We start from the raw sequence: 24,196 nt of genomic DNA on the forward strand, positions 1-24,196 counted from the left end.
AGCAGTGCTGCAGAACCTCGAATATTTCTACGATCCCGTCGGCAATATCACCCGCATCGAAGACCACGCCTTTCAACCACGTTACTTCGCCAATCAGTTGATCGATGGCCACCGCGACTTCACCTACGACTCGCTCTATCGGTTGACCAGCGCCACCGGCTACGACGACGCCCCGCCGCCGGACATTCCCGGCCTGCCGCAACCGGGCGACCCGAACAATCGCCTCAACTACACCCAGACCTACCAGTACGACAACGGTGGCAATCTGATCGAACTGTGTCACGTACGCACCGGCAACAACTCGACCCGGCAAATGTTCATCGATCTGAAAAGCAATCGCGGGGTGCGCTGGAAAACCGGCGACGAGCCGCCGGATTTCGACACTTTGTTCGATCGCCACGGCAATCAACTGACCGTGCAACCGGGCCAACCGCTGCTCTGGAATACCCGCGATGAGCTGGAAAGCGTGATCCTGGTCCAGCGCGATGGCGGTTCCAATGATGCCGAGTACTACCGTTACAGCCAGGGTATGCGCGTGTTCAAACGCCACGAAACCTTCGCTGCCAACGCCGAGCATTTCCACCAGGTGCGCTATCTGCCGGGGCTTGAAATCCGCACCCGCGACAACAGTGAAGAACTGCACGTCATCACGCTCGGCAACGCCCGCTGCCTGCATTGGGCAAAGAACAATCCCAAAGACATCGACGGCGATCAATTGCGTTACAGCCTCGAAGATCACCTCGGTTCCTGTGCGATGGAACTGGATCAGCAAGCACAACTGATCAGCGAGGAAGGCTATTACCCGTTTGGCGCCACGGCGTGGATGACCCCACCTCCAGAGACCGGGGTCAGCTATAAATTCATCCGTTATTCGGGCAAAGAGATGGACGTCAGTGGCATGTATTACTACGGCGCACGCTATTACGCGCCGTGGTTGCAGCGTTGGGTCAGTGCCGATCCGGCCGGAGATGTGGATGGGTTGAATCTGTATGCGATGGTGTTGAACAACCCGTTAACTTATGTGGATGTGCAAGGCAACAGCCAAGAGAAATTCGATATCGTAAATTTCTCAAACTTCGTGACCACTCTCGGTGATTACTCAGCCACAACGCTGGACCAAATGCTGAAAGTATCAAGCGGACAGTACGGGACTGAACTGCTGGCGAATATTGTTGCAGAGTCACTGATAGGCACTGCCGGCTTCTTCGCTGGTTATTTCGGCGGCGGGTTCGCAGGCTCAACACTTACCGCTGCTATGCCCGCCGCCGTCGGCTTCTTGTCGGAGATGATTGCCATGCACATCAGCGGCGATATCGGCGAGGAGATCGCCAGCAAATACACGTCCTTTGCAAATATGACAGTCCCATTGATTCCACAAACTTCGGCAATGAGCGTCGCAGCCATTGATCAAAAGGTCGGCATCACAGAGCGTTCATCGAGTTTCACGCCGGCCGATGCCGCCAACACCTTACTGAACCGCGGCGTCGGAACATTTGTTCCAGGCGTGGGGGCGACACTTAATATCGGTTCGCGGGTGCAGGAGGTGGAGGACATTAAACAGGGTCTGGATCCGGTCAAGATTGAAAAAATCGAAACGATGCTCGCCGACTGGAAACAAGTCCTCACTTCGCGAATGGCCGATATTGAGAAAGCCTTCAGACGCGTAGGACAAAACACGATCAATTCGGCTGACGTGCTACCTGACAAGAGCCGCTTAATGGCTGCCAAGACCATTCGGCTCGATACCTTGCGAGAGCAGACCAGTGCAATCCTGGGATATATCGAAAGCAGCCAGACCACCCTGAAGTGGCACAAAGAAGATTTGCTGACAGACAACAGATTTTTGCGCAAACAAGCGAAACCAGCGTCGAAATTTCAGACATTTGTTCAGCCCTTCACCAAACACAAATTCGCATGAAATACGACCCTGTTCATAGGCGCACTCCAACGGTGGCGGTGATCGATGGCCGGGGCTCGCCGATCCGTCAGGTCAGTTACTTGCGCACTCTGGCAGACGACACACCAAAAGCACTCGTGTCGCTTCAGCAATACGATGTGGTCGGCCGTATGGTGGCGCAGCGGGATCCGCGTCTGCCCACTGCGAACCTCATTAACGTCTACTCACTAAACGGTGATGGGGTATTGACCGACAGCGTCGACGCCGGCTGGCGCCTGATCCTGCCGGGGCTGGCGGGTGAGCCGTTGCGGCGCTGGGATCAGCGCGGTAGCCAGTGGCAGACGATCTTCGATGAGCAACTGCGGGTGGTCGCGGTCGAGGAAAATGGCCAACCCGATGTCGATGTTTTCATTTACGCCGATGCCTCGGCCGAAGCCGGATACAACCGTCGCGGCCAGTTGCTGGAACAGAAAGACCGTTCCGGTTCGCTGCTCACGAACAGCTTTTCCCTGACCGGCCAGCCGCTGCGGGAAACCCGCACGTTCCACGACGGTGAGCCGTTCACCACTCACCATGTGTTCAGCTCGCTCGGCGCGCTGCTCGAGCAGACCGACGCCGGTGGCCATCGGCGACGCTCGCGCTACGGCCTGGCCGGGCAACTCAAGCAAACGGAACTGCTGATCAAGGATACGTCTGACTGGCAACCGGTATTGCTGGACGCACAGTACAACGCCAACGAGCAGATCATTGAACAACTGGCCGGCAATCGCGTCCTCAGTACGTGGACGTACGACCCTGCAGACAGTCGTCTGCACACTCAGTCCAGTCGCAAAGACACCGGCGCAGTGCTGCAGAACCTCGAATATTTCTACGATCCCGTCGGCAATATCACCCGCATCGAAGACCACGCCTTTCAACCACGTTACTTCGCCAATCAGTTGATCGATGGCCACCGCGACTTCACCTACGACTCGCTCTATCGGTTGACCAGCGCCACCGGCTACGACGACGCCCCGCCGCCGGACATTCCCGGCCTGCCGCAACCGGGCGACCCGAACAATCGCCTCAACTACACCCAGACCTACCAGTACGACAACGGTGGCAACCTGATCGAACTGTGTCACGTACGCGCCGGCAACAACTCGACCCGGCAAATGTTCATCGATCTGAAGAGCAATCGCGGGGTGCGTTGGAAAACCGGCGACCCGGAACCGGTGTTTGGCGATCTGTTCGACAGTCACGGTAACCAGAAAGCGATGCACCCCGGCAAGCCGCTGATCTGGAATGCCCGCGATGAGGTGGAGAGCGTGACGCTGATCCAGCGTGAAAACGATCGCAATGACGCCGAGCATTACCTTTACAGCCAGGGCATTCGCGTGTTCAAACGCCACGAAACCTTCGCTGCCAACGCCGAACATTTCCACCAGGTGCGCTACCTGCCCGGGCTTGAAATCCGCACCCGCGACAACGGTGAAGAACTGCACGTCATCACCCTCAGTAACGCCCGCTGCCTGCATTGGGCAAAGAACAACCCCAAAGATATCGACAGCGATCAATTGCGTTACAACCTTGAAGATCATCTCGGCTCCAGCGTGATGGAACTGGATCAAGACGCCGTCATGATCAGCCAGGAAGGCTATTACCCCTTTGGCGAAACCGCGTGGATGGCACCGAATTCGGAAACCAGGTACCGCTTCATCCGCTATTCGGGCAAGGAGATGGATGTCAGCGGGTTGTACTACTACGGCGCCCGCTATTACGCGCCGTGGTTGCAACGCTGGGTCAGTGCCGACCCGGCAGGGGATGTGGATGGGCTGAACCTATATGGGTTTGTGCGCAACAATCCCATGACTTACTTCGACACGACAGGCAACAAAACAGAAGAAGCTCAACCGTCAAGCGCAGGCGTTCGGGCATTTATTACCGGAAACACTCCCACAGAGCGTATGCAGAAGAAACTGGCCTTCCATAACGAGCTGCTTTCAGCCGTCGATCTGGCTGTCAGGGATGTCACCACTCAAATACTCAATCATCGCTCTGAGCCCAACAGCAGGGTATCAACCGCGAAACGTACAGGTTTTTTTCTTGCGGAAAAGGGCACATCCAACGCGGTTGGCATAGGCATGAGCGCAGCCGGGGTAGCACTGGGAATCCCTGGCGGCCCTCTGGGAATGCTGATTGGCGGGGTTCTTGGTTTCCTAGTCGGAAAAACCGTGAGTAAAACGACGAAAGCGATCGGCAGAAAAACCGGTTTGAACACCTCCATCAGCTTGCAACCGGATCGATTGAAAGGAACCAGGCTGTTAAAGCAAACACAGGCCGAACAAGGGCCCGTGGTTAACTTTAAAGCTATCGCCGATTACAACCCGCTCAAACCCGAAGGACGGCAAGAGATCAAACAAGGCGGCATCGCGGCTGGCAAGGAATTGGCGCTGGCAGGCGCTGGCAAGATCCCCTACGTCGGGCCGACTATCAAGGTGATTCCGGACACCCTCGATCTCTTGAATGAAATAGCAACCAGCGCAAATGATCTTACCGAGGATGAGGTGACTGCACTGGATGCCGACATTACCGACACGATTAATATGCTGCAGTATCGCTCGGAACATTTAATCGAAACGGTCAAGACCCTGAGTCGTACTGACCCCTCTAAGCGCATTGAACGCATTGAACGCGACACAGGACAGCGAATAAAAAGGCTTCGAAACCTGAGGACCGTGCTTCATTCCAATTCGTCGACTTTTACTGCCGTATGAAAAGGTGACGACGCGACTCCTGGCCTGAACAGTGCTCATGGTAAGGTGCCTGCCCGTCCTTATTCCTGCGCCCAGCATGCTGCCGACTTCCCGTACCCTGCGTCTGTCGTTGTATACCCTGCTGATCATTGCCGGCGCGGCGCTTGCCGCTACGCTTGCGATCCGCCACGCCGAACGTCAGGCGCTGGAGGAGGATGCCGCCCGTGCCAACCAGCAACTGGCGTTGTACGCCAACTCCCTGCATACCCTGATCGACCGCTACCGCGCCCTGCCCGCCGTGCTGGCGCTGGACCCGCAATTGCGTTCGGCGCTGGCCGGGCCGGTCGATGCCGACGAGCAGGCGGCGCTGAATCTCAAGCTGGAAAAGATCAACGGCGCGGCGCAATCCTCGACCCTTGAACTGCTTGATCACACGGGCCTCGCCGTGGCAGCGAGCAACTGGCGCTTGCCGAGCAGTTACGTCGGCCACAATTACGGTTTCCGCCCCTACTTCAGCCAGACCCGCACCCAAGGCACCGGGCGTTTTTACGCGGTGGGCGTGACCAGCGGAATTCCCGGCTATTTCCTCTCCAGCGCGGTGCTCGGCGACAACGACGAGTTCCTTGGCGCAATGGTGGTCAAGCTGGAATTCCCCGAGCTGGAACGCGAATGGAGTCAGGGCAATGACACACTGCTGGTCAGCGATGCGCGCGGGATCATCTTCATCGCCAACCAGCCCGGCTGGCGCTATCGCGCGCTGCGGCCATTGAGCGCCCGCGACATCGATGAGATCAAAGCCACCCGGCAGTACGACAAGCAATCGCTGCAGCCCTTGACTCATTTGTCGCTGCGCCGCTTCGATGACAACAGCGACCTGCGCCGCGTCGAAGGCCCGCAAGGCACGGCGGATTATCTATGGGAATCGCTGCCCCTGAGCGCCGAAGGCTGGACCCTGCACCTGCTGCGCCATCCGCAAGTGGCGTTCGAAGACCTGCGCAACGCCGGGCTGGCCGCCGCCGGGGTGTGGCTGGCGCTGGTGTTTCTGTTGCTGTTTCTCAACCAGCGCTGGCGCCTGTCGAAAATCCGCCAGCGCAACCGCGAAGAACTTGAACAGTTGGTGGAAGAACGCACCCGCGATTTGCGCACCGCGCAGGACGGCCTGGTGCAATCGGCCAAACTCGCCGCGCTCGGCCAGATGTCCGCCGCGCTGGCCCATGAAATCAATCAGCCGCTGACCGCTCAGCGCATGCAACTGGCGACGCTGCGCCTGCTGCTCGAGCATGGCCGGGTCGACGATGCTTATAAAGCCTTGAAACCGGTAGACGAGATGCTCACGCGCATGGCTGCCCTCACCGGCCACCTCAAGACCTTCGCGCGCAAAAGCCCCAGCGGCTTGCGTGAGCGCCTGGATCTGGCGACGGTGGTCGATCAGTCTTTGCAGTTACTCGATGCACGGTTGCGTGACGAGCAGGTCAGTCTGGTGTTGCACCTGACGCGTCCGGCATGGGTGCGCGGTGATGCGATTCGTCTCGAACAGGTGCTGATCAACCTCCTGCGCAACGCCCTCGATGCGATGCAGGGCAAAGCGTGCAAGCGTCTCGAAATCCGTCTGGAAGCCGATGAACAACTGTGGCGCCTGAGCGTCAGCGACAATGGCGGCGGCATCGCCGAAGACCATTTGGGCCAGGTCTTCGATCCGTTCTTCACCACCAAACCGGTGGGCGACGGTTTGGGTCTCGGCCTGGCGGTATCCTTCGCCATCGTGCATGAATCCGGCGGCCGTCTGAGTGCTGAAAATGGCGACAGCGGCGCGGTGTTCAGCCTGACTTTGCCGATCGATCTGGAGGCACACATCTGATGCTCAATTCAGTGATGGTGGTCGATGACGAAAGCAGCATTCGCAGCGCCGTCGAGCAGTGGCTGAGCCTGTCCGGCTTCGAGGTGCAGTTGTTCAGCCGCGCCGAAGAATGCCTCGCCGCCCTGCCCGCGCACTTTGCCGGGGTCATCCTCAGCGACGTGCGCATGCCCGGCATGGGCGGCCTGGCGTTGTTGGCCGAAGTGCAGAAACGCGACGCTGACCTGCCGGTAATTCTGCTCACCGGTCATGGCGATGTACCGATGGCCGTCGAGGCGATGCGCGACGGTGCTTACGACTTTCTGGAAAAACCGTTCAGCCCGGAAACCCTGCTCGGCAGCTTGCGCCGGGCGCTGGACAAACGCCGGCTGATTCTGGAAAACCGTGCGCTGCACGAGCAGGCCGACAACCGCGCGAAACTCGATGCGACGTTGCTCGGTGTGTCCCGTGGTTTGCAGACGTTGCGTCGGCAAGTGCTGGACCTGGCGGCGTTGCCGGTCAATGTGTTGATCCGTGGCGAAACCGGCAGCGGCAAGGAACTGGTCGCGCGCTGCCTGCATGATTTCGGCCCGCGCGCTACCAAGCCGTTTGTGGCGCTGAACTGCGCGGCGATTCCTGAGCAGTTGTTCGAGGCGGAGTTGTTCGGTCACGAGAGCGGTGCATTTACCGGCGCCTCGGGCAAGCGCATCGGCAAGCTGGAATACGCCGATGGCGGCACCTTGTTTCTCGATGAAATCGAAAGCATGCCGCTGGCACAGCAGGTGAAACTGTTGCGCGTGTTGCAGGAGCAGAAGCTTGAACGGCTGGGCTCGAACCAGAGCATTCGCGTTGACCTGCGGATTGTCGCGGCGACCAAACCGGATCTGCTCGATGAAGCTCGGGCCGGGCGATTTCGCGAGGATCTGGCGTATCGCCTGAACGTCGCCGAACTGCGTTTGCCGCCCTTGCGCGATCGCCGCGAAGACATTCCGCTGCTGTTCGAAACCTTCGCCCACAATGCCGCTGAGCGCCTGGGGCGTACGTTTCCGCCCTTGAGTGGCGCGCAGTTGAGTCATCTGCTCAGCCACGACTGGCCGGGCAACGTACGCGAACTAGCGAACGTTGCCGAACGTCAGGTGTTGGGCCTGGATGAACCGGCACCGGGGATTGATCCGGGGCAATCGCTGGCGGCGCAGCAGGAGGCGTTTGAGGCGCAGTGTTTGCGTGCGGCGCTGACCCGGCACAAGGGCGATGTGAAAGCGGTACTTGAAGAGTTGCAACTGCCGCGCCGCACGTTCAATGAAAAGCTGCAGCGGCATGGGTTGAGTCGGGAGATGTTTTTGGCTGAGTGAGGCTGGGTCGGGATTTTTGCTGCGGCTGAAAACCATCCCCCTCACCCCAGCCCTCCCGAAACGTCGGACCGCCCCCAAGGGGGCGAGGGGGAAAGGGAGCCGATCTTCATGCTTTTCGAAACCTGAGTTCGACTCGGTATCTCAGGTCGGCGTAACTATCAAAAGCACCTCGATCAGTCCCCTCTCCCCCCGGGAGAGGGTTAGGGTGAGGGGCTTTTGATCTCAGCCCCAATAAGCGGAAATCCGCTCACAAGATCAATTCCATCGGCACAAATCCGCTCACCCAATCCCGCCACGCCCTCTAAACCGGCCCTCCCCCCGTTGGCACACCTCCTGCTATAGCCCTCGCAGGCTGCGTTTCGACGCGCTCCACAAAAACAATTAAACGAAGGATCCTTCAATGGATAACTCCAACGCCCTGCCACTTGGGTCGGCTGCCGTGCCGGCCAAAGAAAGAACCACCGCCAGCCGGATCAAATCGATCTTCAGCGGTTCCGTCGGCAACATGGTCGAGTGGTACGACTGGTATGTGTATGCCGCCTTCTCCCTGTATTTCGCGAAAACCTTCTTCCCCGCCGGTTCCACCACCGCCCAACTGATGAACACCGCCGCGATTTTCGCCGTCGGCTTTCTGATGCGTCCGATTGGCGGCTGGCTGATGGGGATGTACGCCGACAAGGTCGGCCGTAAAAAAGCCTTGATGGCCTCGGTTTACCTGATGTGCTTCGGCTCGCTGCTGATCGCCCTCAGCCCGAACTACGAAACCATCGGCATCGGCGCGCCGATCCTGCTGGTGTTCGCCCGTCTGCTGCAGGGCCTCTCGGTCGGTGGCGAATACGGCACCTCGGCAACCTATCTCTCGGAGATGGCGACCAAGGAACGTCGCGGCTTCTTCTCCAGCTTCCAGTACGTGACCCTGATCTCCGGCCAGCTCATCGCGCTGGGCGTCCTGATCGTGCTGCAGAACGTGCTGACCACTGAACAACTGTACGCGTGGGGCTGGCGTATTCCGTTCGCCATCGGCGCGCTGTGTGCGGTCGTGGCGCTGTACCTGCGTCGCGGCATGGAAGAAACCGAGTCGTTCACCAAAAAAGAGAAGTCCAAGGAAAGCGCCATGCGCACCTTGATGCGCCACCCCAAAGAACTGTTGACCGTGGTCGGCCTGACCATGGGCGGCACCCTGGCGTTCTACACCTACACCACCTACATGCAGAAATACCTGGTGAACACCGTCGGCATGAGCATCTCCGACTCGACCACCATCTCTGCCGCCACGCTGTTCCTGTTCATGTGCCTGCAACCGATCATCGGCGGCCTCTCGGACAAGATCGGTCGTCGTCCGATCCTGATCGCCTTCGGCGTGCTGGGGACGATCTTCACCGTGCCAATCCTGATGACCCTGCACACCATTCAGACCTGGTGGGGCGCGTTCTTCCTGATCATGGCAGCGCTGATCATCGTCAGCGGCTACACCTCGATCAACGCGGTGGTGAAAGCCGAACTGTTCCCGACCGAGATCCGCGCCCTGGGCGTTGGCCTGCCGTATGCACTGACCGTGTCGATCTTCGGCGGCACCGCTGAATACATCGCGCTGTGGTTCAAGAGCATCGGCATGGAAACCGGTTACTACTGGTATGTGACGGCATGCATCGCGGTGTCGTTGCTGGTGTACATCACCATGAAGGACACCCAGAAGCATTCGCGGATCGTGACTGACTGATCGGGTTTCACAGCCACTGCAATGGTGGCTGTGATGGACTCTTCGCGAGCAGGCTCGCTCCCACATCTGGAATGCATTTCCCTGTGGGAGCGAGCCTGCTCGCAATTGGGTCACAGCGTTATCCAGACCTGCATGAAAAATCCCTCACACACGCCGCACAGCGATTAATCGCTAATTAATGCTGCCCCCTCATTCTGCAATCACCTGATCGATGACCTGCGCGACGCTCGCTCCGACGACGAAAGCGAATTCAACGTGCCGCCCTTAACATCAAGTTAATCGATTGTTCTTAGCATTAATTTGCGCTTTTTAATCAACTTATTTGGCGTAGCATTAAACCCATGCAAGACACACCGCCAACGAATCTGGAGTAACCGACATGAAAACCAAACTGATCCTCGCCCTGACCCTGTCCGTACTGGCCGCTAATACCTTTGCTGCCGATGGCTCGGATCGCACCAAATCCGCCGACTTCATCAACGGCGCCAGCGCCGCCATCGAAACCAGCCACACCGGTACTTATGCCGCTGATGGTTTTGATAAAACCAGCCTTGGCAAAGCTGTGGCTGCTGATGGTTTCGACAAGACCAACCTGGGTAAAACCGTCGCGGCTGACGGTTTCGATAAAACCGGCACCGCGGCTGCCATCAGCTAATTTTCAGCGTTCGTCCCACAGCCCGGCCTTGGCCGGGCTTAGTCATTTCTGGGGGATGACAATTTTCTCAAATACACACAAATCCACTGTAGGAGCTGCCGAAGGCTGCGATCTTTTGATCTTGATCTTTAAAAGCAAAATCAAAAGATCGCAGCCTTCGGCAGCTCCTACACGGGGTTTTGCGTCTGGCTGGAAATATGCGGGGCGTCCTTGCACTATGGCTGCATCCGAAACGCAGCCTCAGGAATTCACCCACCATGCCCGATGACATCCACTTCTACGAACCCGCCAACGGCCACGGTCTGCCCCACGATCCGTTCAACGCCATCGTCGGCCCACGCCCCATCGGCTGGATTTCCTCGCAGGATGCCAACGGCCGCTTGAACCTGGCGCCGTACAGCTTCTTCAATGCCTTCAACTACATTCCGCCGATCATTGGTTTTTCCAGCGTCGGGCGCAAAGACAGCCTGAACAACATCGAGCAGACCGGCGAGTTCGTCTGGAACCTCGCCAACCGCCCGCTGGCCGAGCAGATGAATCAGAGCTGCGCGATGGTCGCGCCTGAGGTCAACGAGTTTGAATTGGCGGGTTTGACGACAGTGGCGTCAAAGGTGATTTCAGTACCACGGGTCGCCGAAAGTCCGGTGTCCTTTGAATGCAAGGTCACGCAGATCATTCAGTTGCAGCGCGCCGATGGCGAAACCGTGCCGAGCTGGCTGATCCTCGGCGAAGTGGTCGCCGTGCATATCGCCAAGTGGCTGTTGAAGGACGGCATTTACGACACCGCCGCAGCAGAACCGATTCTGCGCGGCGGCGGACCGGCGGATTATTTCCAGTTGGGGCCTGAGGCCCTGTTCAAGATGTGGCGTCCGGGCGCAAACAAGTAACGCGTTACCAGATCAACTCGGCGTCTTCAGTGACGCCTTTGAGGTTATCCAGCTCATTGATGGCCGCTTCATCAGCGGCAATGGCGCCGGGGAAGATCTGGTCATTCAACAGTTTGTGAAAGCGTGGTGCACCGCCATCGACCAGGGCCTTGACCGCGATTGCCGCGTGATAGCCCTTGTTGCCGCCCAACTCGACGGGGACGACTGCGGAAACTGCTTCGAAGTGTTCGAACTCTTTACGTGCCATGTCACATATCCCGGCTCAGACAAACAAGCCGGACATTAAACCCTCAACCGACGAGTTTGTGTACCGGCGCCGGGCATTGACCGAGGGCTTGCGCCGCCGATACGTCCTTGAACGTGTGGAAGTCGAGGCTGTTGACCACCAGTTCCTGCACAAGCTCGGCGAAGATTTCCATCGACGGGCTGTTGAAATAGTTGGTCATCATTTGCTGGCTGCTCCAGAACCCGCAGACCAGCCACAACTCGGGATCACACTGCGAATGCTGCAAGGCAAAGCTCAGGCAACCGGGGGCGGCGCGGGACGGCTCGATCAACGCGCTCAGGCGTACACCGAGTTCCGCCGAACGCCCGGCGCGCGCTCGAACGAAGGCCATATGACTGACGGGAATCTGCTTGGACATGTTCAACCCTCCCAGGGAGTCGCGTGGCAGCCGGGGGACGGGCTGCGACAGGATCAAAGGTTAAGGGCCGCACGCCAGCCGCCGTTAGTCGATTCCTGTCGCTGCGTTGCACAATCCTGCGAGACTGCGCAGAAGACCTGTAACAACCTGTAAAACTGCGTCACACGGTTGTCATACGGCGTATCAAGCAACTTTGCCGCCCTACATCCTGCTATGGCTGAGCCCGCCCACAATCCCATGCAGAATCAGGCAAGCATTTCGCAGGATGTGTCTACCGCTGGCGCTTGCACAAACATATGCTCTGCTCCATTCCACCTCCCCTGCCGAGGATGCCGTGCATGACGTCATTCGATCGTTTTCAAGCCGAACCCAGCGCTGACATGGAAAAACAGCGCGCGGAACTGGCGGCGATCATCCGCCGCAACACCACCGACGATGGCAGCTACGAGACCGCCATCGGCTCGCTGTTCATGTCGCGCCACACCCGATCCCACGACTTTGCCCCGGTGCTCGCGCAACCGGCGCTGTGCATCATGGCGCAGGGACGTAAGGAAGTGCGGCTGGCCGACGAGTTCTTTAATTACGATCCGCTGAATTATCTGGTGGTGTCGGTTTCGATGCCGTTAAGCGGGCGCGTGGTGAATGTCTCGCCGGAAGAACCGATCCTCGCCGTGCGCCTGGATATCGACCCGACCGAAATCACCGCGCTAATCGCCGACGCCGGCCCGATGGGCGTGCCGACGCGGCCGACCGGGCGGGGTTTGTATGTCGAGCAGATCGACAGTTCGATGCTCGATGCCGTGCTGCGTCTGGCCCGATTGCTCGATGCACCGAAAGACATCGCCATGCTCGCGCCGCTGATTCGCCGGGAGATTCTTTATCGCCTGTTGCGCAGCCCGCAGGGCCATCGTTTGTATGAAATCGCGATCGCCAACAGCCAGAGCCATCGCATCAGTCAGGCGATCAAATGGTTGAACGGCAACTTCGAACAGCCGCTGCGCATTGATGACCTGGCCAAAGAAGTGAACCTCAGCGTCTCGACCTTGCATCACCGTTTCAAGGCGATGACGGCGATGAGTCCGTTGCAGTATCAGAAGCAGTTGCGCCTGCAAGAGGCGCGGCGCCTGATGCTGGCCGAGGGGCTGGAAGCGTCGGCGGCGGGGTATCGCGTCGGGTATGAAAGTCCGTCACAGTTCAGCCGTGAGTACAGCCGCTTGTTTGGTGCACCGCCGTTAAGGGATTTGGCGCGATTGAGACTTTCGGTGTGAACTTCAAGAGCCCCTCACCCTAACCCTCTCCCAGAGGGAGAGGGGACTGAATGGGGAATATTGGAGAGGTTCACCGACCTGAAAGTGCTTTACCGAATCCACAATCAACTGGATTTTTCAGGTCGATGGATAACGCCTGACACCTCGGTCGGCTCCCTCTACCCCAGGAAAGGGGACTGAATGGGGGATATTGAAGAAGTACGCTGACCTGAAAGTACTTTGCCGAATCCATAACCGACTCGATATCTCAGGTCGATGGATAGCGCCAGACACCTCGGTCGGCCCCCTCTCCCTCCGGGCGGTCCGACGTTTCGGGAGGGCTGGGGTGAGGGGCGATTTGGAGTCAGCCCCCAATCTAAGCCCCCAACACCCGACAAGCGTCCGCCGGCAACGTCACCGACACCGGATGCCCAATCCCCAACCCGATCCCCTGACACGGCGTACTCAGCGCCGTAAACGTCACCCCGGAACACTCCACCGTCGTCTCGATGGTCGCGCCGATATCACGCACAAACGTCACCTTGCCGAGCAATCGATTCCCCGCCGTCGCTTGCGGTGCGGACAGTTGCAGGTCTTCGGGGCGAATCAGCATCTTCACCTTCTGCCCGACGACAATGCTGCTGCAGATCGGCACTTGCAGCGCGTCACCACCCGGCAGGCTGACCTTGCCATCGCCCAGCGCCGTGGCCGGGAAAATATTGCCCGAGCCGATGAAGTCCGCGACAAACTCATTGGCCGGATGCCGATAGATTTCGATCGGCGTACCGACCTGCTGCACCTTGTGTTCGCCCAGCACGACGACGATATCGGCCATGGTCATCGCTTCGCGCTGATCGTGGGTGACCATGATCGTGGTGATGTTCAGGCGCTGCTGCAGTTGGCGGATTTCCACCTGCATCGACTCGCGCAGCTTGGCGTCGAGCGCCGATAGCGGCTCATCGAGCAGGAGGATTTTCGGGTGCGAAGCAATCGCCCGGGCAATCGCCACGCGCTGCCGCTGGCCGCCGGAAAGTTTCGCCACCGGGCGATCGATCATCGCCTGCAACTGGATCAGCTCCAGCAACTCGACCACGCGCTTGTGTTGATCAGCCTTGCTGACGCCGCGCAACTTCAGCGGGTAGGCGATGTTCTCGCCAACGGTCATGTGCGGGAACAGCGCCAGCGACTGGAACACCATGCCGAAGTTGCGCAGGTGCGCCGGGGTCTGGCCGATGTCTTCGCCGTCCAGACGAATCTCGCCACCACTCAAGGTTTCCAGCCCGGCGATCATCCGCAGCAAGGTGGTTTTGCCGCAGCCGGACGGGCCGAGGAAACACACCAGTTTGCCTTCCGGCAAATGCAGGTTGACGTCTTGTACCGCGCACGCCGAGCCGTAGAATTTCTCGACGTTTTCCAGAATCAGACCAGTCATGTTGCACCTCAAATCAAAAGGAAACGCCGCCCTCGCCCACCAGCTTCTCCAGCGCCCAGATCAGGACGAAGTCGATCAGCACGATCAGCACGGCAAACGAGAACACGGTAGGGTCGAGCGATGACACGGTGCGGCTGTACATCCAGATCGGCACGGTCATGACGTCGATGGTGTAGAGGAAATAGGTCACGGTGAATTCGTTGAACGAGACGATGAACGCCAGCAGCATGCCGGCCAGAATCCCCGATTTCATCAACGGCACCACCACATCGACAATTGCGCGCAACGGCGAAGCGCCAAGCATCCGCGCCGCTTCCTCGACCTCGCTGCCGATGGAAAGCATCGCTGCGGTGCAGTTCTTCACCACAAACGGCAGCGCCAGAATCACGTGGGCAATCACCAGCCGCGAAGTGGTCAGGTGGAACGGCAGGCTGTCGAACACCAGCAGCAAGGCCAGGCCTAACACCACCATCGGGAACACCAGCGGCAGCGACATCAGTTGCAGCGCCACGGCCTTGCCACGGAATTCGCAGCGGGTCAGCGCATACGCGGCAGGCACCGCGATCAGCGTGGCAAAAACCATCGTCAGGCACGACACCAACAGGCTGGTGGCCATGGCCTGACCGAGGCTGAGCACGTCGCTGGCGTCCGGCGAAACAAAGGTGTGCCAGGCCGCTTTGTACCATTGCAGGCTGTAGCTGCTCGGTGGGAAGTCGAGGTTCGACGCACCGCTGAACGACATGACGATCATGGTCAGGATCGGCAACACCGCCAGCAGCAGAATGAAGCCGGAGAGGATGCCGGCGAACTTGCCGGTTTCGCCGGGCAACAGCACCATGCGCTTCTTGGTCAGGGCACTCATTGCGAAGCCTCCAGCAGACGCCGACGACGGCCAGTGATGTATTCAGAGAGAGTCATGATCGCCAGCGTGGCGACAATCAGCACCACCCCGGCTGCCGACGCGGCGGGCCAGTTCATCAGCGGCGCGATCTGGTCATGCACCATCACCGCCAGCATCGGCACGCGACGGCCACCGAGCAGCAACGGCACCACGAAGCTGCTGGCGTTGTAGGCGAACACCAACGTTGCACCGGTGATGATCCCCGGCAAACTCATCGGCAGAACCACTTGGCGGAACACTTGAAAACGGCTGGCACCGAGGGTTGCGGCTGCTTCTTCATAGCTTCGCGCGACGCCGCGCATGGCGCTGGCAATCGGCAACACCGCGAGTGGAAACGCTGTTTGCACCAGGCCCATCAGAACGCCGTTCTGGTTGTACAGCAACATGATCGGCCGCTTGATCAGGCCGAGGCCCATCAGCGCCTGATTGAGCATGCCGCCGGGACCGAGAATCACCAGCCAGCCGTAGCTTTGCAGCAGCAGATTGACCAGCAGTGGCAACAGCACCGCTGCGAGGAAAATCCGCCGCAGAAACGGCGAGGTCAGCCGCGACATGGTGTACGCCACCGGGATCGCCAGCACCACGGCAATCACCGCGCTGATCAGCGCCAGACGCAAGGTCAGCAGCAAGGATTTCAGGTAATAGGGTTCGAGCAACTGGGCATAACTGGCCAGGCTGAAACCGCTCCATTCCGCGCCTTTGGTGCCGACGCTCATGCGTAGCACCAACAGGCTGGCGGCGATCAGCACGCCGAGAAACAGCATCGACGGCGTGAGGAAAAGCCACGCCCGCGCTGTCGGAGAAATACCGCGCGCCGGACGCACATCGCCGGCGCCAACCGGTTGGGTCAGGGATTGATGTTCCATAGCAATGATCTCGTCAATGGAAGAACAACTGACAAACACAACCTTCATATTCACTGAGAAACCTGTGGGAGCTGGCTTGCCAGCGATAGCAATCTGTCAGTGACATCATTGTCGACAGGAAGGCCGTCATCGCTGGCAAGCCAGCTCCCACAAGGGTTTGCGGTGTTCTGAAGGTTTGTGTTCGGCTCAGGAAGAAAAAATTTCCGTATAGCGACGAATCCATTGGTCATGCACGGTGGCCAGGAAGGCGTTGTCGTGCATGATCGCCTTCTCGGCAATCTGCTCCGGCGTCAGAATGAACGGGCTCTTGCGCGCTTCGGCGGAGATGATCGCCTTGGCGTTGACCGGGCCGTTGAAGATGTCTTCGGCCATCTTGCCCTGCACCAGCGGGTCGAGGGAGTGGTCGATAAACGCGTAAGCCAGATCGGTATCTCCCGGCCGATTCTTCGGCATCACCGAAAGCATCAGGTCGGTGTAGAAACCTTCCTTCATGCCGAACGTAGCGCCGAGGCCGTAGTTCGGATCGCGGATCTGCTTGGGAAAAAATGCCGGGGCATAGAGGCCGCCCATGTCCAGCGAACCGGTGCGGAACAGCTCGGCAATCTGGTTCGGGTTTTCGCCCAACGTCACCACGCGATCCTTGAGTTCGGCGAGTTTCTTGAAGCCCGGTTCGATGTTGTGTTCGTCACCGCCGGCCAGTTTCGCGGCGATGATGATCAGGTCCATCGCCTCGGTCCAGTTCGGCGGAGGCAGGAAAATATTCGGCGCCAGATCGGCATCCCACAACGCGGCATAACTGCTCGGCGCCTCTTTCTGGGTGCGAGTGCTGTAGACCAGACTGTTGCACCACAACAGGTAACCGATGCCGTGGCCATTGGCGCCAGTGCGGTATTTTTCCGGGACGTCGATCAGGTTGGGAATACGGTTGAGGTCGGGTTTTTCCAGCAGCCCGGCGGCCGCCAGACCTTCGGCACCGACGCCGGCCAACGTGATGATGTCGTACTGCGGACGATCACCGCCGGCCTTGAGTTTGGCGACCATTTCCGAAGTGCTGCCGGTGCGGTCGGCGATGACCTTGGCGCCAGTCTTGGCTTCGAACGTGGCGGCGATATTGCGCAGTGCCGCGAGGCCGGTGTCATCCGACCAGGTCAGCAAACGCAGGGTCTTGCCGGCGAACCGCGTGTCGCTGGCGCTCGCCCGGATGAAGGGCATGCTCAGGGCGGCCGCAGCCACCGAGGCGACGCCGACGGTTTTAATGAATTGACGCCTGTTCAGATCGTGCTCGCCCATGACGGACTCCCTTTGTTCTTTTAAGTATGAGGTTGGTCGCAACCGTTGCATCCGCGCGGCCGGATCCGCTGCAGGCCTTGTTTTCAAAGGCCTGCAGCGCTGCCGACGGGTTCATCCTGAGGTCGTGCAAAACACCTGACTATCGAAAAAAACTCATTGAAGCCATGACGTCGACGCATGCCTCGTTGCGAGGCATGCGCTCACCTTTTTCGGGCGTTCAGAGCGCCCGGATCACGTGTTTGATTTCCTGAAACGCGGCCAGGCCCCACGGTCCCAATTCGCGGCCGATGCTGCTCTGCTTGTAACCGCCCCACGCGGTTTGCGGGAAGATCACTTGCGGCGCGTTGAGCCACACCAGCCCCGCCTGCAGGGCGTTGGCGACCCGCTCGGCGGTCTCGGCGTTACGCGTCACCACACTGGCGACCAGGCCGAATTGGCTGTCGTTGGCCAGGGCAATTGCCTCGGCTTCGCTGCTGAAACGGCGCACACACAGCACCGGACCGAAAATCTCTTCGCACCACAGCGCACTGTCGAGGGGCACGTCGGTGAACACGGTTGGCTGCAAAAAATATCCGCGCGGCAGATCTGCCGGACGATTGCCGCCGCACACTAGCTTCGCGCCAGCGCTCAGACCCCGGTCGATGTGACCAAGCACGCGCTGGTATTGCGCCTGATTGACCAGTGCGCCCATCTCCACGTCCGGGTCGAACGGATCCGCCACGCGAATCGCCTGCGCACGCTTGTGCAAACGTTCAAGGAATTCATCCGCCAATTGATCGGCAACCAACACACGGCTGGTGGCCGAGCACATCTGCCCGGCATTGAAGAAACCGCCACCGCAAGCCAACTCGACCGCTAGTTGCAGATCCGCATCTTCGAGCACCAGCAGCGAAGATTTGCCGCCCAGTTCCAGACTCACGCCCTTCACCGTTTCGGCGGCGCGCTGCATCACCTGGACACCGACGGCGTTACTACCGGTGAAGGAAATCTTGGCGATGCGCGGATCCGCCGACAGTGGTGCACCGACCGCCAGGCCAGTACCGCAAACGACGTTGAACACGCCGTTGGGCAGGCCGGCTTCGGCGATGATCGCCGCCAGCTCCAGCTCTGGCAGCGGCGTGACTTCCGACGGTTTCAGCACCACGCAGCACCCGGCGGCGAGGGCCGGCGCAAGTTTCCACGCGGTGGTGACCATGGGGAAATTCCACGGCACGATCAGCCCGACCACGCCGCACGGCTCGCGCCGCAAGCGTGCGCTGAAATCATCGCTGGGCAGCGGCACGTTGCTGTCCTGTCTGGCGTCGAGGCCTTCAGCGAGTTCGGCGTAGTACTCGAAGGTGGCGATCACATCGTCGACGTCGATGGCCGCTTCGAACTGCGGTTTGCCGTTGTTGCTCGATTGCAGTTTCATCAAGTGATCGCGACCGTTGCGCACGCCATTGGCGATGTTGCGCAGAATCGCGCCGCGCTCGGCACCGCTGGTTTGCGACCAGTCCTTGAATGCTTCAGTCGCAGCGCTCACGGCCTGGCTCACCGCGTGCTCGTCACCACCATTGACCGTGGTCAGCAACGCCTCAGTGGCCGGGTTGATCACGCGCAGATGTTCGCGGCCGGCCGACCATTGGCCGTTGATGTAGAGGCCGTCGAGTGTGGTTGGAAAATTGATCACTTGGCCACCGCCTGCATCCACTGGTTCTGGTCGATTTCGATTACGCTCGGGCCTTGGCGATCGGTCGCGGCACGCAGTGCACTGCGCAGTTGTTCCACTGAGTTGATCGCTTCGGCGGCGCAGCCGAGGGCCTTGGCCACGCCAATGAAGTCCGGGGTGTAGATGTCGACGCCGACCGGTTCGATGGCGCGGTTGACCATGTATTTCTTGATCTCTTCGTAGCCCTGGTTATTCCACAGCAGGACGATCACCGGGGTGCGCGCTTCGACGGCGCTGGCCAGTTCCGGCAGGGTGAACTGCAGACCGCCGTCGCCGATCAGGCACACCACCGGTGGCCGTGCACCTTTATCGGGTTGCCCACCGAGCCATGCGCCAATCGCTGCCGGCAACGCATAGCCGAGGGTGCCGTAGCCGGTCGACGAGTTGAACCAGCGACGCGGACGCTCCGGATTGAAGGTCAGGTTGCCGGTGTACACCGGTTGCGTGGAGTCGCCGACGAACACCGCGTCGGGCAATTCGTGCAGTACGGTTTCGAGGAAACGGGTTTGCGCCAGCGTCGGTGCATCCCAGGTCGCGGCCAGATCATCACGCAGACGCGCCGCGCGTACCTGGCCCCAATCGTTGCGGCGCTCGGCCAGCGTTTTGTGCGACAAGGCGCTGAGCAATGCCTGCGCGGCATTGCGCGAATCGGCAACCAGGGCGACGTGTGGCGGATAGTTACGCACGGTCTGATCGGCGTCGATGTCGATGCGCAGCAGCTTGCCGGGAATCTCGAAACCACCGGCGAAGGTCACGTCGTAATCGGTTTCGGCCAGTTCGGTGCCGATCGCCAGTACCACATCGGCATCGGCGACCAATTCGCGGGTGGCGACCAGGCTTTGTGTCGAGCCGATCAGCAGCGGATGCGTCGACGGCAACAGACCTTTGGCGTTGATCGTCAGCGCTACAGGTGCGTCGAGCAGTTCAGCCAGTTCGGTAAGCTCTGCTGCGGCATCGATCGCACCGCCACCGGCGAGAATCAACGGACGTTGGGCGCCGGCCAGCAACGCGCTCATACGGCTTACGGCAGCGGGCGCGGCACCGGCGCGGTCGATGTTGACCGGAATACTGGCGAGCAGCTCATCGGCCTCTTCCACCAACACGTCCAGCGGAATTTCGATGTGCACCGGACGCGGACGCCCGGCCTGGAACAAGGCGAATGCGCGAGCGAGCACGCCGGGCAATTCCGACGCCGACATCAGGGTGTGAGAGAACGCTGCGACGCCAGCGACCAGTGCGCTCTGGTTCGGCAACTCGTGCAGCTTGCCGCGCCCGCCGCCCAACTGGTTGCGGCTCTGTACGCTGGAGATCACCAGCATCGGGATCGAGTCGGCGTAAGCCTGGCCCATGGCGGTGGTGATGTTGGTCATGCCCGGGCCGGTAATGATGAAGCACACACCCGGTTTGCCGCTGGTGCGCGCATAACCGTCGGCCATGAAACCGGCGCCCTGTTCATGTCGTGGGGTGACGTGGTTGATGCTCGAACGGGCCAGCCCGCGATACAGCTCCACGGTGTGCACGCCGGGAATGCCGAACACCTGCTCGACCCCATAACCTTCGAGTAACTTGACCAGTACTTCGCCACACGTCGCCATGTCATTGCCCTTTTGTCAGCTAAAAACACAGATCCCTTGTGGGAGCGAGCCTGCTCGCGAAAGCGCTGGATCAGCCAACATCAATGCTGAATGTGAAACAGCCTTCGCGAGCAGGCTCGCTCCCACATGACCTGAACATGGGCTCATTGAACGGTCGGCAGGTAGCGGCAACAATCGATTAAAAGTCATACTAGCCATGTCCTCACGTCATACCTTGGATCCCCATGAAACGACTGCCTCCCCTGCCCGCCCTGCATACGTTTCTGATCACAGCGCAGTGCTGCAACTTCACCCGGGCCGCCGAGCAGTTGCATATCACCCAGGGCGCGGTGAGCCGGCAGATCGCCGGGCTGGAAGATCATCTGGGGTATGAACTTTTCATTCGTCTGGCCCGTGGCCTGGAGTTGACGGCCGAAGGCCGGGAGTGGTTGCCACGGGTGGAGAAGGTCTTCGGTCTGATCACTGAGGCCACCGAGCAGATCGGTCTCAAGCGCGAAACCCTGCAACTCAAGGCGCCAAGTTGTGTGATGCGCTGGCTGGTGCCGCGCCTGCTGCAATGGCAAAAGGAACGCCCGGATGTGCCGGTCAAACTGACCACGACGTTGGCCCATGGCGTGGATTTTCAGCGCGAGCAGTTCGACGCGGCGGTGATCTACGGAACGCCGCCGGACAACTCCTCGACCGCGCTGCATCTGTTCGATGAACAACTGACCCCGGTTTGCTCACCGGCACTTTTGAAAGGCCCACCGGAACTGTCCGACCCGGCCGATCTGCAACAGCATCTGTTGTTGCATCCGACCCGCGATATCCAGGACTGGACGGTGTGGCTGACGGCAGCCGAGTTGCAATTGAACAATGTGAACATGGGCCAGCATTTCGAAACGCTGGATCAGGCGATGTCGATGGCGTCGCATGGGACGGGGGTGGCGATTGGCGACTGGTCGTTGATCGGCGACGACTTGCGTGCCGGACGGCTGGTGATGCCGTTTGCGTTGAAGGTGAGGACGGGGTTGGCGTATTACGTGGTGGTGCCTGCGGGAACCGAGCCTTCGCCGCAGTTGGAGGAACTGATGATCTGGCTGGTAGAGCAGGCGCATTTGCGGTGAGGCTTTTTCCCTCACCCTAACCCTCTCCCAGAGGGAGAGGGGACTGATTGGGGGATGCTCTAGAAATACGCCGACGTGAAATTACTGCGTTGAATCCATAATCGACTCGATCACTCAGGTCGATATACAACGCCAGACACCTCGGTCGGCTCCCTCTCTCTCCCTCCGGGAGAGGGGACTGATTGGGGGATGCTCTGGAGATACGCCGACGTGAAATTACTGCGTTGAATCCATAATCGACTCGATCACTCAGGTCGATGTACAACACCAGACACCTCGGTCGGCTCCCTCTCCCTCTCCCTCTCCCTCCGGGAGAGGGGACTGATTGGGGGATGCTCTAGAAATACGCCGACGTGAAATTACTGCGTTGAATCCATAATCGACTCGATCACTCAGGTCGATGTACAACACCAGACACCTCGGTCGGCTCCCTCTCTCTCTCCCTCCGGGAGAGGGGACTGATTGGGGGATGCTCTGGAGATACGCCGACGTGAAATTACTGCGTTGAATCCATAATCGACTCGATCACTCAGGTCGATATACAACGCCAGAAACCTCGGTCGGCTCCCTCTCTCTCCCTCCGGGAGAGGGGACTGATTGGGGGATGCTCTGGAGATACGCCGACGTGAAATTACTGCGTTGAATCCATAATCGACTCGATCACTCAGGTCGATATACAACGCCAGACACCTCGGTCGGCTCCCTCTCCCTCGGGAGAGGGCTGGGGTGAGGGGGGAAAGATCTAGAGCCAGACCCATCCCTCAGAAACGCCTCAGTACCCGACAGTAAACCGCTGACGCGAATGCTTCGGCGTTTCCACCTCGTCGATCAGCGCAATCGCGTAATCGGCAAAGGTGATCCAGCTACGCACCTCGGCACTCACCAGCAAATGATCCTGGCCAACACGAAACTTGCCGCTGCGCTCACCTTCGACAAACTCTGCCGAAGGTGACAGAAAGGTCCAGTCCAGATCTTTCTCCGAACGCAAGGCATCAAGGAAAACCGCGCCAGCGCTGGCTTCAGCTTTGTACTCCGCCGGGAAACCCGCACTGTCGATCACCCGAGTGTCGTCCGGCAGCAACAACGAACCAGCACCGCCGACCACCAGCAAGCGCTGCACGCCCGCCTGCTTCACTGGCCCGACAATCGCCGCCGCAGGCACGGTGGCAAAATGCGCGGCGGTGATCACCACATCGTGACCGGCCACCGCGCCCTGCAACGCGGCCGAATCCAGCACATCGACATTCTTGCTGACCACACCGGCACGGGCGCCGATCTTCGACGTATCGCGGGCAATAGCGGTAACGCTATGGCCGCGACGCAGGGCTTCTTCCAGCAGTTGGCTACCGGCACGGCCGGTGGCACCAATGATTGCGATCTTGCTCATGACATTCTCCAGTTGGCTTGAGAGTGCTGCGTTTTCAGAATCGGCTTACCACTGCATTTCGCCCTTGGCGACTTTCGCGCTCAGCTCCAGCGAACTTTCTTCGCCGAGTGTCGGGTAGCGCTTTTTCATCGCGGCGATCAGTGCGGCGGAATCTTTGGCCTTGGCGGTTTCCGCGTCGAACGCCTTAATGTAGTCGGCGGTGAATTTCACGCTGGCCAGCGAGCGGCGGCTGTCACCCAGGTAGTGACCCGGCACCACGGTGTTCGGTTTGAGGGTTTCGATCGAGTGCAACGTTTGCAGCCAGTCGGCGTGGGATTGCGCGCTCTGGGTATCGGCCATCCATACGTGGATGTTCTCGGCGACAACCACACCACCGACCACGGCTTTGAGCGACGGGATCCACACAAAACTGCGATCTGGTTGTTTGCCGTCGAGGCCGATGACCTGCAATTTCTGCCCTTCGAGCATCAGGCTGTCACCCTTGAGCACGCCCGGCACGATGGTTTTCGCCGGAACGTCGGCGCCCATTTTCGGGCCCCAGAAGGCCAGTTTGCCGGCGACGGTTTTGTTGATGTGATCAACCGTCGGTTGCGAGGCCAGTACCTTGGCCTCCGGGAATGCCTTGGTCAGGGTATCAAGACCGAAGTAGTAATCCGGGTCGCCATGGCTGATGTAGATAGTGGTCAGGTGCTTGCCGCTGGCGCGGATCTTTTCCACGACTTGCTCGGCCTGGGATTTGCCGAATTGCGCATCAACGAGGATCGCGTCTTTCTCACCGCTGACCAGCACCGAGGTCACCGGGAAAATCGCGTTTGTCCCTGGGTTGTAGACATCCAGGGTCAGATTGGCAGCCGCTGCATGCGCGGCGAAACCCAGAGAAGCAGTGGCGAGCAGAACGCGTTTGAGTGTGGTGAAACCGATCATCTGTTGCTCCGGTGTC

At 59.7% G+C, this 24,196-nt stretch carries 19 protein-coding genes; 9 read left to right on the forward strand and 10 right to left on the reverse strand.

Annotated features, from left to right (window positions below; all coding sequences use genetic code 11):
- Positions 1-142: 142 nt before the first annotated feature.
- The 7 genes from CKW26_RS30495 (at position 143) to CKW26_RS08545 (ending at position 11,080) form a co-directional block, all read left to right on the forward strand.
- Positions 143-1,918 carry an RHS repeat-associated core domain-containing protein gene (locus CKW26_RS30495; RefSeq protein WP_371917959.1) on the forward strand — a complete coding sequence of 592 codons (1,776 nt, stop codon included), beginning with the start codon at positions 143-145 and terminating at the stop codon, positions 1,916-1,918.
- A complete protein-coding gene (locus tag CKW26_RS08520; protein WP_095048243.1) occupies positions 1,915-4,653 on the forward strand; it encodes an RHS repeat-associated core domain-containing protein in 2,739 nt (912 codons plus the stop codon). The genes CKW26_RS30495 and CKW26_RS08520 overlap by 4 nt, the downstream gene beginning before the upstream one ends.
- A 76-nt stretch (positions 4,654-4,729) precedes the next feature.
- Complete coding sequence (locus tag CKW26_RS08525) at positions 4,730-6,490, forward strand: ATP-binding protein (protein WP_095048244.1); 1,761 nt, start codon at positions 4,730-4,732, stop codon at positions 6,488-6,490.
- Positions 6,490-7,818 carry a sigma-54 dependent transcriptional regulator gene (locus tag CKW26_RS08530; RefSeq protein ID WP_095048245.1) on the forward strand — a complete coding sequence of 443 codons (1,329 nt, stop codon included), beginning with the start codon at positions 6,490-6,492 and terminating at the stop codon, positions 7,816-7,818. The genes CKW26_RS08525 and CKW26_RS08530 overlap by 1 nt, the downstream gene beginning before the upstream one ends.
- Before the next feature lie 400 nt (positions 7,819-8,218).
- Complete coding sequence (locus tag CKW26_RS08535; protein ID WP_007912608.1) at positions 8,219-9,538, forward strand: MFS transporter; 1,320 nt, start codon at positions 8,219-8,221, stop codon at positions 9,536-9,538.
- A gap of 379 nt (positions 9,539-9,917) precedes the next feature.
- Positions 9,918-10,193, forward strand: coding sequence for a hypothetical protein (locus tag CKW26_RS08540; protein WP_038366788.1), 276 nt, complete (start codon positions 9,918-9,920; stop codon positions 10,191-10,193).
- Between the two features lie 257 nt (positions 10,194-10,450).
- Positions 10,451-11,080 carry a flavin reductase family protein gene (locus CKW26_RS08545; protein WP_095048246.1) on the forward strand — a complete coding sequence of 210 codons (630 nt, stop codon included), beginning with the start codon at positions 10,451-10,453 and terminating at the stop codon, positions 11,078-11,080.
- A 4-nt stretch (positions 11,081-11,084) separates the two neighbouring features.
- On the opposite strand, the gene CKW26_RS08550 is transcribed toward CKW26_RS08545, so the two are convergent.
- Entirely contained in the window at positions 11,085-11,327 is a 243-nt protein-coding gene (locus CKW26_RS08550) for a hypothetical protein (RefSeq protein ID WP_095048247.1), read from the reverse strand.
- A 43-nt stretch (positions 11,328-11,370) separates the two neighbouring features.
- Positions 11,371-11,724 (reverse strand): antibiotic biosynthesis monooxygenase family protein, encoded by a 354-nt coding sequence (locus CKW26_RS08555; RefSeq protein WP_095048248.1) that lies wholly within the window; start codon positions 11,722-11,724, stop codon positions 11,371-11,373.
- Between the two features lie 338 nt (positions 11,725-12,062).
- Between CKW26_RS08555 and CKW26_RS08560 the strand changes: the two genes are divergently transcribed.
- Positions 12,063-12,992 (forward strand): AraC family transcriptional regulator, encoded by a 930-nt coding sequence (locus CKW26_RS08560; RefSeq protein ID WP_095048249.1) that lies wholly within the window; start codon positions 12,063-12,065, stop codon positions 12,990-12,992.
- A 355-nt stretch (positions 12,993-13,347) separates the two neighbouring features.
- Here the strand turns inward: CKW26_RS08560 and CKW26_RS08565 are convergent, their stop codons facing one another.
- The 6 genes from CKW26_RS08565 to CKW26_RS08590 form a co-directional block, all read right to left on the reverse strand.
- Entirely contained in the window at positions 13,348-14,403 is a 1,056-nt protein-coding gene (locus tag CKW26_RS08565; protein ID WP_095048250.1) for an ABC transporter ATP-binding protein, read from the reverse strand.
- A 13-nt stretch (positions 14,404-14,416) separates the two neighbouring features.
- Positions 14,417-15,265 carry an ABC transporter permease gene (locus CKW26_RS08570; protein ID WP_095048251.1) on the reverse strand — a complete coding sequence of 283 codons (849 nt, stop codon included), beginning with the start codon at positions 15,263-15,265 and terminating at the stop codon, positions 14,417-14,419.
- Positions 15,262-16,170 carry an ABC transporter permease gene (locus CKW26_RS08575; protein ID WP_095048252.1) on the reverse strand — a complete coding sequence of 303 codons (909 nt, stop codon included), beginning with the start codon at positions 16,168-16,170 and terminating at the stop codon, positions 15,262-15,264. The genes CKW26_RS08570 and CKW26_RS08575 overlap by 4 nt, the downstream gene beginning before the upstream one ends.
- 186 nt (positions 16,171-16,356) lie before the next feature.
- On the reverse strand, positions 16,357-17,460 hold the full coding sequence (locus tag CKW26_RS08580; RefSeq protein ID WP_095048253.1) for an ABC transporter substrate-binding protein: 1,104 nt from the start codon (positions 17,458-17,460) through the stop codon (positions 16,357-16,359).
- A 217-nt stretch (positions 17,461-17,677) separates the two neighbouring features.
- Positions 17,678-19,126: an aldehyde dehydrogenase family protein gene (locus tag CKW26_RS08585; protein ID WP_177409239.1), complete on the reverse strand. Its 1,449-nt coding sequence runs from the start codon at positions 19,124-19,126 to the stop codon at positions 17,678-17,680.
- Complete coding sequence (locus CKW26_RS08590; protein WP_095048254.1) at positions 19,126-20,763, reverse strand: 5-guanidino-2-oxopentanoate decarboxylase; 1,638 nt, start codon at positions 20,761-20,763, stop codon at positions 19,126-19,128. The genes CKW26_RS08585 and CKW26_RS08590 overlap by 1 nt, the downstream gene beginning before the upstream one ends.
- A gap of 224 nt (positions 20,764-20,987) precedes the next feature.
- Between CKW26_RS08590 and CKW26_RS08595 the strand changes: the two genes are divergently transcribed.
- The gene (locus tag CKW26_RS08595; RefSeq protein ID WP_095048255.1) at positions 20,988-21,869 is read left to right on the forward strand and encodes a LysR substrate-binding domain-containing protein; all 882 of its coding nucleotides are present in this window, start codon (positions 20,988-20,990) and stop codon (positions 21,867-21,869) included.
- Between the two features lie 772 nt (positions 21,870-22,641).
- Here the strand turns inward: CKW26_RS08595 and CKW26_RS08600 are convergent.
- Together CKW26_RS08600 and CKW26_RS08605 are read right to left on the reverse strand one after the other, a co-directional pair.
- Positions 22,642-23,256, reverse strand: a complete 615-nt coding sequence (locus CKW26_RS08600; RefSeq protein WP_095048256.1) for an NAD(P)-dependent oxidoreductase — start codon at positions 23,254-23,256, stop codon at positions 22,642-22,644.
- Between the two features lie 45 nt (positions 23,257-23,301).
- Positions 23,302-24,180: an MBL fold metallo-hydrolase gene (locus CKW26_RS08605; RefSeq protein ID WP_095048257.1), complete on the reverse strand. Its 879-nt coding sequence runs from the start codon at positions 24,178-24,180 to the stop codon at positions 23,302-23,304.
- Positions 24,181-24,196 lie beyond the last annotated feature (16 nt).

It is taken from the genome of Pseudomonas sp. Irchel s3h9 (assembly GCF_900187475.1).
GTDB classification, from domain to species: domain Bacteria; phylum Pseudomonadota; class Gammaproteobacteria; order Pseudomonadales; family Pseudomonadaceae; genus Aquipseudomonas; species Aquipseudomonas neuropathica.

Bases quoted from the DNA above. Each gene is read 5' to 3' on its own strand.
- CKW26_RS08600 (WP_095048256.1), bottom strand. From the start codon at position 23,256: ATGAGCAAGATCGCAATCATTGGTGCCACCGGCCGTGCCGGTAGCCAA.
- CKW26_RS08545 (WP_095048246.1), top strand. From the start codon at position 10,451: ATGCCCGATGACATCCACTTCTACGAACCCGCCAACGGCCACGGTCTG.
- CKW26_RS08535 (WP_007912608.1), top strand. From the start codon at position 8,219: ATGGATAACTCCAACGCCCTGCCACTTGGGTCGGCTGCCGTGCCGGCC.
- CKW26_RS08565 (WP_095048250.1), bottom strand. From the start codon at position 14,403: ATGACTGGTCTGATTCTGGAAAACGTCGAGAAATTCTACGGCTCGGCG.
- CKW26_RS08530 (WP_095048245.1), top strand. From the start codon at position 6,490: ATGCTCAATTCAGTGATGGTGGTCGATGACGAAAGCAGCATTCGCAGC.
- CKW26_RS08570 (WP_095048251.1), bottom strand. From the start codon at position 15,265: ATGAGTGCCCTGACCAAGAAGCGCATGGTGCTGTTGCCCGGCGAAACC.
- CKW26_RS08595 (WP_095048255.1), top strand. From the start codon at position 20,988: ATGAAACGACTGCCTCCCCTGCCCGCCCTGCATACGTTTCTGATCACA.
- CKW26_RS08520 (WP_095048243.1), top strand. From the start codon at position 1,915: ATGAAATACGACCCTGTTCATAGGCGCACTCCAACGGTGGCGGTGATC.
- CKW26_RS08605 (WP_095048257.1), bottom strand. From the start codon at position 24,180: ATGATCGGTTTCACCACACTCAAACGCGTTCTGCTCGCCACTGCTTCT.
- CKW26_RS08560 (WP_095048249.1), top strand. From the start codon at position 12,063: ATGACGTCATTCGATCGTTTTCAAGCCGAACCCAGCGCTGACATGGAA.
- CKW26_RS08540 (WP_038366788.1), top strand. From the start codon at position 9,918: ATGAAAACCAAACTGATCCTCGCCCTGACCCTGTCCGTACTGGCCGCT.
- CKW26_RS08580 (WP_095048253.1), bottom strand. From the start codon at position 17,460: ATGGGCGAGCACGATCTGAACAGGCGTCAATTCATTAAAACCGTCGGC.
- CKW26_RS08590 (WP_095048254.1), bottom strand. From the start codon at position 20,763: ATGGCGACGTGTGGCGAAGTACTGGTCAAGTTACTCGAAGGTTATGGG.
- CKW26_RS08555 (WP_095048248.1), bottom strand. From the start codon at position 11,724: ATGTCCAAGCAGATTCCCGTCAGTCATATGGCCTTCGTTCGAGCGCGC.
- CKW26_RS08525 (WP_095048244.1), top strand. From the start codon at position 4,730: ATGCTGCCGACTTCCCGTACCCTGCGTCTGTCGTTGTATACCCTGCTG.
- CKW26_RS08550 (WP_095048247.1), bottom strand. From the start codon at position 11,327: ATGGCACGTAAAGAGTTCGAACACTTCGAAGCAGTTTCCGCAGTCGTC.
- CKW26_RS08575 (WP_095048252.1), bottom strand. From the start codon at position 16,170: ATGGAACATCAATCCCTGACCCAACCGGTTGGCGCCGGCGATGTGCGT.